The 8,661-nt window shown below is 71.2% G+C and carries 9 protein-coding genes, 1 tRNA gene and 1 pseudogene; 5 read left to right on the forward strand and 6 right to left on the reverse strand.

Annotated elements, in window-relative coordinates:
- Window positions 1-133 precede the first annotated feature (133 nt).
- The 3 genes from IH13_RS0130445 to IH13_RS0130455 form a co-directional block, all read right to left on the reverse strand.
- Window positions 134-856 carry a nucleotidyltransferase family protein gene (locus IH13_RS0130445; protein WP_031089317.1) on the reverse strand — a complete coding sequence of 241 codons (723 nt, stop codon included), beginning with the start codon at window positions 854-856 and terminating at the stop codon, window positions 134-136.
- Between the two features lie 48 nt (window positions 857-904).
- Window positions 905-1,321, reverse strand: coding sequence for a hypothetical protein (locus IH13_RS0130450; RefSeq protein WP_031089319.1), 417 nt, complete (start codon window positions 1,319-1,321; stop codon window positions 905-907).
- Window positions 1,322-1,585: 264 nt separating this feature from the next.
- Window positions 1,586-2,722, reverse strand: coding sequence for an ABC transporter ATP-binding protein (locus tag IH13_RS0130455; protein WP_031089321.1), 1,137 nt, complete (start codon window positions 2,720-2,722; stop codon window positions 1,586-1,588).
- Between the two features lie 177 nt (window positions 2,723-2,899).
- On the opposite strand from IH13_RS0130455, the gene IH13_RS0130460 reads away from it, so the two are divergent.
- A tRNA-Thr gene (locus IH13_RS0130460) sits at window positions 2,900-2,973 on the forward strand.
- Window positions 2,974-3,046: 73 nt separating this feature from the next.
- On the opposite strand, the gene mgtE is transcribed toward IH13_RS0130460, so the two are convergent.
- Window positions 3,047-4,414, reverse strand: a complete 1,368-nt coding sequence (gene mgtE, locus IH13_RS0130465; protein ID WP_031089324.1) for a magnesium transporter — start codon at window positions 4,412-4,414, stop codon at window positions 3,047-3,049.
- A 296-nt stretch (window positions 4,415-4,710) separates the two neighbouring features.
- Between mgtE and IH13_RS0130470 the strand changes: the two genes are divergently transcribed.
- From IH13_RS0130470 to IH13_RS38910, 3 genes and pseudogenes are all read left to right on the forward strand, one after another.
- On the forward strand, window positions 4,711-5,622 hold the full coding sequence (locus tag IH13_RS0130470; RefSeq protein WP_031089325.1) for an aminoglycoside phosphotransferase family protein: 912 nt from the start codon (window positions 4,711-4,713) through the stop codon (window positions 5,620-5,622).
- A 32-nt stretch (window positions 5,623-5,654) separates the two neighbouring features.
- A complete protein-coding gene (locus IH13_RS0130475) occupies window positions 5,655-6,131 on the forward strand; it encodes a GNAT family N-acetyltransferase (protein WP_031089327.1) in 477 nt (158 codons plus the stop codon).
- A gap of 261 nt (window positions 6,132-6,392) precedes the next feature.
- Window positions 6,393-7,027 (forward strand): annotated as a pseudogene (locus IH13_RS38910) (pentapeptide repeat-containing protein).
- An 8-nt stretch (window positions 7,028-7,035) separates the two neighbouring features.
- On the opposite strand, the gene IH13_RS0130485 reads toward IH13_RS38910, so the two are convergent.
- The gene (locus IH13_RS0130485) at window positions 7,036-7,533 is read right to left on the reverse strand and encodes a hypothetical protein (protein ID WP_031089328.1); all 498 of its coding nucleotides are present in this window, start codon (window positions 7,531-7,533) and stop codon (window positions 7,036-7,038) included.
- Window positions 7,534-7,618: 85 nt separating this feature from the next.
- On the reverse strand, window positions 7,619-8,194 hold the full coding sequence (locus tag IH13_RS0130490) for a TerD family protein (RefSeq protein ID WP_031089330.1): 576 nt from the start codon (window positions 8,192-8,194) through the stop codon (window positions 7,619-7,621).
- Between the two features lie 180 nt (window positions 8,195-8,374).
- Between IH13_RS0130490 and IH13_RS0130495 the strand changes: the two genes are divergently transcribed.
- The coding region (locus IH13_RS0130495) for an aminoacyl-tRNA hydrolase (RefSeq protein WP_420713417.1) at window positions 8,375-8,661 on the forward strand (287 nt) is incomplete at its 3' end.

Consider the following 8,661-nt stretch of genomic DNA (forward strand, 5'->3'; position numbering starts at 1 on the left):
GAACCCCTCCGGTGGCCGCCCTCCTCCTGTACGTGCGCGCCCTGTGCGGTACGGGCCCTGTGCGGCATGGGGAGCCCCGCCCGCCGAAGGCAGGTGGTGCCGTAGCGCGCTCTCAGGGCCTCTGATGGTCCCCTCAGGCCCCAGGGGGACGGGCGCCCAGTTCCTTCGCCGCCTCGGTGAGGTCCTTCGCGGTGTCGATGGCCCGCCAGTACGCCCCGTGCGGCAGCGGATATCCGGCCAGCCGGCGCTGACGGGCCAGCCCCGGGAAGGTCGTCCGCTCGTGGTCGCCGCGGTCCGGCAGCATCGACGTGAAGGCGGGCGCGAAGACGTACACCCCGGCGTTGATCAGGTACGGCGAGGGCGGCGATTCGATGAAGTCCGTGATGTGCCCGAAGGCGTCCGTCTCCACGGCGCCCCACGGGATGCGCGGGCGGGCCAGCGCGAGCGTCGCCGTGGCGTCCCGCTCTGCGTGGAAGGCGGCCATCTCCCGCAGGGAGAACCGGGTCCAGATGTCACCGTTGGTGGCGTACCAGGGCTGCGACGGGTCGGGCAGTCGCGCGGCGGCATGCTTGAGACCACCGCCCCGGCCCAGTGGCTCGGTCTCGACGACGGTGGTGACGCGCAACGGAAGCGCGGCCGACGCCAGCCACTCCTGCAGGACGTCGGCGAGGTGGCCGCACGAGACCACGGCGTCGGTGACGCCCTCGGCGGCCAGCCAGGACAACTGATGGCCGATGATCGGGGTCCCGGTGCCCGGGATCTCGACCATCGGCTTGGGGCGGTCGTCGGTGTACGGGCGCAGCCGGGAGCCCTGGCCGCCCGCCAGGATCACGGCCTGCGTCGGATACGTATGCATGCCAGGCACGATATGCCGTGCCCGGGATCCGCCCGGCAGGCCGGCGGGTCAGCTGAACTGGGCGACGCCCGAGGCGAACGAGGTGTCGCAGACCGGCCGGGAGAAGCGGTGCGCCCGGGTCGGTCCGTACTGCTCGACGGCGGCCTTGCCCAGCGCCTTCGCGATCGACATGCAGTGCCTGGCCAGCGACGGGCGCGCCTCGACGGTGCGCTGCAGCTCGGTGAGGGCGACGCCCGGGTCCTTCTCGCGCAGCTCCAGCAGGAGCTTGTCGCGCAGGACGTCCTGCGGGGCGGGCGCCTCGGCCTGCTTGGACAAGGAGGTCTCGGAGGCCGCGGTCAGCAGCTGGGACTCACTGCCCTGCGCCGACCACGACACGCGGGTGACCGCGAGGGTCCCGGACAGGACCATGACGACGGGCAGTACGAGAGCGAGGGATCGGCCGATGCGGCGTGCGGTGTGGGTCACGCAGGTGAGCGTAGCGCCAGGTGATGACATGGCGACATTCCGTCACTCTTGCGGGGGATGGTTCGACGTGCCTTTTCGAATCCGGTGTTGACGGCGGCGGTCGAACGGGGCGGTGGGCCGGGGGATGAGGGAGCCTCCGACGGCGAAACCCGAAAGTGCCGTGTCCACGCGAACGGGCTCCGGCGACGGGAACGGCCCCCGCGCTCGGCTCGGGCGAGCCGGCTGCGGGGGCCGTGTCGAACGGTCGGCGTGGTGCCGGCGGTGTCAGGCGGTGAGGCGCTCACCGGTCGACGTCGCGAAGACGTGCAGCTCCTCCGGGCGCGGCACGACGTGCAGCTCGGTGCCCTTCTCCGGGACGGCACGGCCGCCGACGCGGACGACCAGGTCCTTGTGCTCGCCACCGACCTGCGCGGCACCGTAGACGAAACCGTCGGCGCCGAGCTCCTCGACGACGTTGACGGAGACGGCCAGGCCGGCCGGGGCGGCGGCGGAGTCCTTGGAGAGGCCCTGGGCGGCGGCGCCACCGTGCTCGACGATGTCGAAGTGCTCCGGGCGGATGCCGACCGTGACCGTGCGGTCGCCGCGGTCGGCGGCGGCGGAGAGCGCGGCACGGGAGACCGGGACGACGCTGTTGCCGAACTTCACGCCGCCGTCGGTGATCGGGACCTCGACGAGGTTCATCGCCGGGGAGCCGATGAAGCCGGCCACGAAGAGGTTCGCCGGGCGGTCGTACATGTTGCGCGGCGAGTCGACCTGCTGGAGGAGGCCGTCCTTGAGGACCGCGACCCGGTCGCCCATGGTGAGGGCCTCGACCTGGTCGTGGGTGACGTAGACGGTGGTGATGCCGAGGCGGCGCTGCAGGGAGGCGATCTGCGTACGCGTGGAGACACGGAGCTTGGCGTCGAGGTTCGACAGCGGCTCGTCCATGAGGAAGACCTGCGGCTCACGCACGATGGCACGGCCCATCGCCACACGCTGGCGCTGACCACCGGAGAGCGCCTTCGGCTTGCGGTCCAGGTACTCGGTGAGGTCCAGCATCTTGGCGGCCTCTTCGACCTTCGCCCGGATGTCGGTCTTGTTCACACCGGCGATCTTGAGCGCGAAGCCCATGTTGTCCGCGACGGTCATGTGCGGGTAGAGCGCGTAGTTCTGGAACACCATGGCGATGTCCCGGTCCTTCGGGGGCAGGTGCGTGACGTCGCGGTCACCGATGCGTATCGCACCGCCGTTGACGTCCTCGAGACCCGCGAGCATGCGCAGGGAGGTCGACTTGCCGCAACCGGAAGGACCGACGAGGACGAGGAACTCACCGTCCGCGATGTCGATCTCGAGCTGGTCCACGGCCGGCTTCGTGGAGCCGGGGTAGACGCGGGACGCCTTGTCGAACGTGACACTGGCCATGCTGATCTTCTCCTCCACCGGCAGGAACGTGCCGGACGATCCGAGTAAGGGAGTGGTGTGGTCCACTGGAGTGAACCTGAGGTGACGCTACCTGGCGTTCTGGCTTCTGTCAGCAGTCCGAGGACCTGAATATTCGGCACGGCCGGGGCCGCGGGGTTGGTTACACTGCTCCGGCACGCCTCCTTAGCTCAGCTGGCCAGAGCAACGCACTTGTAATGCGTAGGTCGTCGGTTCGAATCCGACAGGGGGCTCAGCGGGAAGCCCGGGTCAGATGCGCTCTGACCTGGGCTTCTTCCGTTCAGCGGACGCGGCGACGGCGGCAGGTCAGACGCCGAGGACCGCTTTCGCCGTCAGGAAGTAGATGATCAGCCCGGTGGCGTCCACCAGGGTGGTGACCATCGGGGCGGAGACGACCGCCGGGTCGATGCGGAGCCGTTTGGCGAGCAGGGGCATGGTGCCGCCGATGGTCGCGGCCCAGCCGCAGATCAGTACCAGGGTGATCCCGACCACCACGGCGATCTTCACGCTGACGAACAGCGTGCCCACCACCATGCCGAGGGCCGCCAGGAGCGCGCCCAGGACCAGGCCGACCCGGCACTCCCGCCAGATGACCTTCAGCAGGTCCGAGCCGCGCACCTCGCCGACCGCCAGGGCGCGCACGCACGCGGTGGCGGCCTGGGCTCCGGCGTTGCCGCCGGCGCCGATCAGCATGGGGATGAACAGGGCGAGCTGGGCGACCTGTTCCAGGGTGGCCTCGAAGGCCTGGGTCACGCCGATCGTCAGGGTCGCGGCGACCAGGAGCAGCATCAGCCACAGGGCGCGGTAGCGGGCCAGCTGCCACACCGAGGCGGCCATGTAGTGGCCGGCCCAGGGCGCCGCACCGGCCTGCCGGGCGACGTCCTCGGAGTCGGCGGCCTCGATGACCTCCACCGCGTCGTCGATCGTGAACAGCCCGACGAGCCGGTCCTCGCTGTCGACGACGGGCAGGTTCAGGTCGTTGGTCTCCCGCATCAGGCGGGCGGCCTGCTCGGCGGAGCCGGTGGCGTACGCGGAGGTCGGCTCGGTGACCACCAGTTCCGACATCATCATGTCCGGCGGGTTCAGCACCAGCTCACGCAGTTCCACGATGCCGGTCAGCCGCCGCCCGGAGTCCACCACGGGAAGCGTGTACACCGTCTCCGCGTCCGCACCCTTGGCCCGTACGGTCCGCAGCGCCTGTTCCACCGTCAGGTCCTGGGGGAGCGCCACCACCTCGGGGGTCATGTAGCGCCCGACCGAGCCCTCCGGGTAGCCGAGCAGGGCGGAGGTCATCCGGCGCTCGTTCGGGCTCAGCCCGGCCAGGACGCGCTTGGCGACCTTGGCCGGTGCCTCCTTCAGCATCCTGACGCGGTCGTCGGGTTCCATGCCCTCGACGAGGTCCAGGAACGCGCGGTCACGCAGTCCTTCCAGGATCTGCTGCTGGTTGACCGGCTCCAGCTCCTCGAAGGCCGCCAGGGCCCGGTCCTTGTCCAGCAGCCGGAAGGCCACCCCCGCGTCGACGGCGTTCATACGCGCCAGTTCGTCGGCGATCACATGCGGCTGATGCGTACTCAGCCACTGCTGGGCGGCGAGCAGCCGGTGGTCCTTGATGATGTCCGCGAGCGACTCGGCGGGCTCGGGGTTTGGCTCGGGGGACAGACGTGACTGCGACATGGAAGGTCCTCTGCACAGCGGTGAGGTGGGAGATCGGTATCCATGGGCCACCGCGGGCGCCGTTCCACGTTCTGCCTCCCAGGAGGGGGAGGCGGGCGCTACGCGGTGTACGGACTACGAGGCTCACTGCACATCGCAGTGCCACCTCCGCTCTCACCTCGACTGCCGGCGCATCGCGCCACGACGCTTCAGGTCTGTTTGCAGGATACGTGTGTGCCTGCGGGGGGCGGCACAGGCCCCTCCGGGGGGCCTCGGGCGTATTCCGGCAGGCGTGCGGCCCTCGTAGGGTCAGGGGTGTGATCGAGGTCCCCGAGGAGTTCGCCGCCTGCCAGGAGGAGTTCCACGGTGCGGTCGGGCGGGCGTTCGCCGCCGCGCTGCCGGGGCTCGCCGAGGAGTTCCTGGCCCGATGGGGGCTGCAGCGGGACGGCGCCGTGATGTACGGGATGTGCGCGCTGGTGCTGCCGGTGGTCCGCGAGGACGGCCGGCCGGCGGCGCTCAAGTTGCAGAGGACCGACGACGAGACGGTGGGGGAGCCGGTCGCGTTGCGGGTCTGGGGTGCGGCGGACGCGGGGGCGGTCGGTCTGCTGGAGCACGACGCGGAGACCGGGGCGATGCTGCTGGAACGGCTCGACGAGCGGCGGCCGTTGACAGCGGTGCCCGACACCCGGGTCGCGGTCCGGGTGCTGGCGCGGTCGCTGGCCCGGCTGGTGTCCGTACCGGCGCCGGAGGGGATGCGGGGCCTGGGTGCGATGACGGCGCGGATGCTCGACGCGGCTCCGCGGGCGGCCGGGGCGCTGGCGGACGAGGGGGAGCGGCGGTTGCTGCTCGACTGCGCGGCGGCGGTGCGCGAGGTGCGGGACGAGCCGGGGGACCGGCTGCTGCACTGGGACCTGCACTACGACAACATCCTGGCCGGCCGGGCGGAGGAGGGTCGGGCGGGGCAGTGGGTGGCGCTGGACCCGAAGCCGCTCGCGGGTGACCCGGGGTTCGAGCTGTTCCCCGCGTTGGACAACCGGTTCGACGCCGGTGAGGTGCTGTGGCGGTTCGACCTGCTGACGGAGGCGCTCGGGCTGGACCGGGACAGGGCGCGGGCCTGGACGCTGGGGCGGGTGCTGCAGAACGGAGTGTGGTCGACCGGTGGCGGGGCACGCCGTCTGGCCGTGGACCACGTGGAGATCGCCCGGCGGCTGCTGGGGCGGACCGGATGAGCGGTCGCGCGGGCTGCCTTTAGGGTGCTCCCATGATCCGTACCGCCACCGTCGAAGACATCCCCGCCATCCACGCCATGATCCGTGAACTCGCCGACTACGAGAAGGCGATCCACGAGGCGAAGGCCACCGAGGAGCAGTTGCGCGAGGCCCTGTTCGGGGAGCGCCCGGCCGCGTACGCGCACATGGCGGTGTCGGACGAGGACGGCGAGGTCGTGGGGTTTGCCCTGTGGTTCCTCAACTTCTCGACGTGGCGCGGGGTGCACGGGGTGTACCTGGAGGACCTGTACGTACGTCCGGAGCGGCGCGGCGGCGGGCACGGCAAGGCGTTGCTGACGGAGCTGGCGCGGATCTGCGTGGAGCGGGGGTACGGGCGCCTGGAGTGGTCGGTGCTGAACTGGAACGCCCCGTCCATCGCCTTCTACGAGTCGCTGGGCGCGCGTCCGCAGGACGAGTGGACGGTGTACCGGCTGACGGACGGGGCGCTGGCGGAGCTGGGCGGGGCCTGACCACCGGGAGGCCGCGGGCGGACCCGGGCGGCACCGGGGCGGCTCCGGGCGGAGTCGGAGCGTCGGTGCGAGACCGTCCCCCGTCGTCGTGCTCCGGTGCGGGGCGGGCTCGACGCGGGAGTTCTCGGCGGGGGGAGTTCACCGGCATCGCCCGGCCCGGTCACTGTCAGTGGCGTACGTCACCATGGGGGCATGACGGAGCGAGGCGGCAGGAGCGGTGTGCGGGGCGGACGCGGTGGGCGCGCGGGGGCGAAGGGCGCGGTGGCGGCCGCGCGGCGCCCGGAGGTCCGGTCGCGTACGAGGGCGAGGGGCTGGAGCCGGACGGGGACTACGACGGGGTGCGGTTCGAGGGGGCGGACCTCGCGGACGAGGTGGGCCGGGGCGCCCGCTTCATGGACTGCGAGCTGCGCGGCTGCGGACTGGACCGTGCGGATCTCGGCCGGGCCAGATTCATGGACTCGGTGCTGACGGGGGTGCGCGGGGTGGGCACGGACCTCGCGGAGGCGTCCCTGCGCGACGTGGAGATCGTCGACGCGCGGCTGGGCGGGGTCCAGCTGCACGGCGCGGTGCTGGAGCGGGTCCTGGTGCGGGGCGGGAAGATCGACTACCTGAATCTGCGGACGGCCCGGCTGAAGGACGTCGTCTTCGAGGGCTGTGTGCTGTCGGAGCCGGACTTCGGTCAGGCGCAGATGACACGGGTGGAGTTCCGGGACTGCGTGGTGCGGCGGGCCGACTTCACCCAGACCCGTATGGACGGGGTCGATCTGCGTGCGGTCACCGAGCTCGACATCGCGCGGGGGGTGGACCGGCTGGCGGGTGCGGTGATCAGCCCGGTGCAGCTGATGGAGCTGGCGCCGGCCTTCGCCGCGCAGATCGGGGTGCGGGTGGAGGCGTAGGCGTTCGCTCAGACGCGGGGGAAGCGGGCCTGGAGGTCCCAGACGACGGGGTTGTCGGCGAGCCCGTCGTGCAGGTCGGCGAGGTCGGCGATCAGGTCGTGCAGGAAGTCGCGGGCCTCGCGGCGCAGCAGGGAGTGGCTGAAGGTGAGCGGTGGTTCCTCGCCGGGCATCCAGTCCGCCTCGATGTCCACCCAGCCGAAGCGGCGTTCGAACAGCATGCGGTCGGAGGACTCGGTGAAGTCGAGCTCGGCGTACTGGCGGCGGTGGGAGCGGCTGCCGCGCGGGTCCTGGTCGAGTTGCTCGACGATGTCGCAGAGCGCCCAGGCGAAGTCGAGCACGGGGACCCATCCCCAGCCTGTGGACAGTTCGCGGTCCGCCTTGGTGTCGGCGAGGTAGACGTCTCCGGAGAACAGGTCGTGCCGCAGGGCGCGGACGTCCGCGCGGCGGTAGTCGGTCTGCGGGGGATCCGGGAAGCGCCGGGAGAGGGAGTAGCCGATGTCGAGCACGGCTCGATGGTGTCATGCCCGGCGGGCGGCCCGCGCCGACCGGGGCCCGGGGGCGGTGGGGCGGGGGCCTGCGAGGTCCCTGGCGTCAGAGGTTGACGCCGAAGTCCTGGGCGATGCCGCGCAGGCCCGAGGCGTAACCCTGGCCGACCGCGCGGAACTTCCACTCGGCGCCGTTGCGGTAGAGCTCGCCGAAGACCATGGCGGTCTCGGTGGCGGCGTCCTCGCTCAGGTCGTAGCGGGCGATCTCGGTGCCGCCGGCCTGGTTGACGATGCGGATGAAGGCGTTGCGCACCTGGCCGAAGTTCTGGCTGCGGGTCTCGGCGTCGTAGATCGAGACCGGGAAGACGATCTTGTCGATCTCCGCCGGGAGGCCTGCCAGGTTGACGTTGATCTGCTCGTCGTCACCCTCGCCCTGGCCGGTGACGTTGTCACCGGTGTGGACGATGGTCTGGTCCGGCGTCGCCTTGTTGTTGAAGAAGACGAAGTGGCCGTCGGAGAAGACCTTGCCGGCCGCGTCCACCGCGATCGCCGAGGCGTCGAGGTCGAAGTCGGTGCCGGTGGTGGTGCGGACGTCCCAGCCGAGGCCGACCGTGACGGCGGTCAGGCCCGGGGCCTCCTTGGTGAGCGAGACGTTGCCGCCCTTGGACAGGCTTACTGCCATGGGAAGTCCCTTTCCTCGTCGTGTGCGGGCTTCGTGCCATCACGAAGCTACCGTCACCCGTCATAACGCGGACAGGGGACCACGAGGTTCCTGGTCGCTTTACTTTCTTTGCCGAACTTCTGCCCGCAGGCCCCCTAAACAAGGTGACGAACCGGCCCCGGGGCAGGGACCATGGGTGTCATGTCCGGGCCCTATGTCATCCGCGGTTCGGTCTCCCTTCCGGAGGCCGAACTCATGTGGCGTTTCTCGCGCTCCTCCGGCCCTGGCGGGCAGCACGTCAACACCACCGACTCGCAGGTGGAACTCCGGTTCGACCTGGCGGCGACCGAGGCCCTGCCCGAGGTGTGGAAGGCGCGGGCGCTCGAACGGCTGGCGGGCAGGCTGGTGGGCGGTGTCGTCTCCGTACGCGCCTCGGACCACCGCTCGCAGTGGCGCAACCGCGAGACGGTCTGTCTCTTATACACATC

It is taken from the genome of Streptomyces sp. NRRL WC-3549 (assembly GCF_000721935.1).
In the GTDB taxonomy this organism is placed as follows: domain Bacteria; phylum Actinomycetota; class Actinomycetes; order Streptomycetales; family Streptomycetaceae; genus Streptomyces.